1 protein-coding gene is annotated in these 502 nt (G+C 44.4%); it reads right to left on the bottom strand.

What is annotated here, in order from left to right; genetic code table 11:
- Window positions 1–336: SAF domain-containing protein (locus H4J61_RS00090; protein ID WP_220461146.1), on the bottom strand; the 336-nt coding region annotated here is incomplete at its 3' end.
- Between the last annotated feature and the right edge of the window lie 166 nt (window positions 337–502).

Raw genomic sequence — 502 nt, 5'->3', positions numbered from 1 at the left:
GCCTGGTGGGATAGCATGAGACAAAGATTTTTTGTCTGCTTGCTTTAAATCACGAGCAAATACTGCACTACCCACAGTCTTATTCACTTGTAAGGTTTTGCCCATCAACTGACGGGGATTTTGAATTGTGCCTTCAATTGCGCTCTGATCTATACGTTTTTGTTTAAGAAGCTCCGGCGTAATCACTTGACCAGCAGACATGTCAGTACTGATGATCCAAGCCATGTCAGTACTCAATTTGTCATACTGACGAATACCAAGCGCTGAGGCCAACATGCCTGATACAGTGAAAAGGAGCATGGCACCAGTAGCACTACCTGTTAATTTACCTTTCATGTATCACCTCATTAATTGCTTAAAAGTAGACGCTTAAGACAGGAGCTACACTATGGGAAGCCCCGCCTATAAGCGATGTCTCATTAGTTTGCCAGGCTACCTGCATTGCTAGACGAGTTAGCACCAGCACTTGGCGTACCACTAATAGAAGCAGCTGTTTCAGCAA

It is taken from the genome of Colwellia sp. MB3u-4, assembly GCF_014077065.1.
GTDB lineage: Bacteria > Pseudomonadota > Gammaproteobacteria > Enterobacterales > Alteromonadaceae > Cognaticolwellia.
Note: the sequence above shows the minus strand (reverse complement) of the source record. Positions and strands in the feature narration are given on the sequence as shown.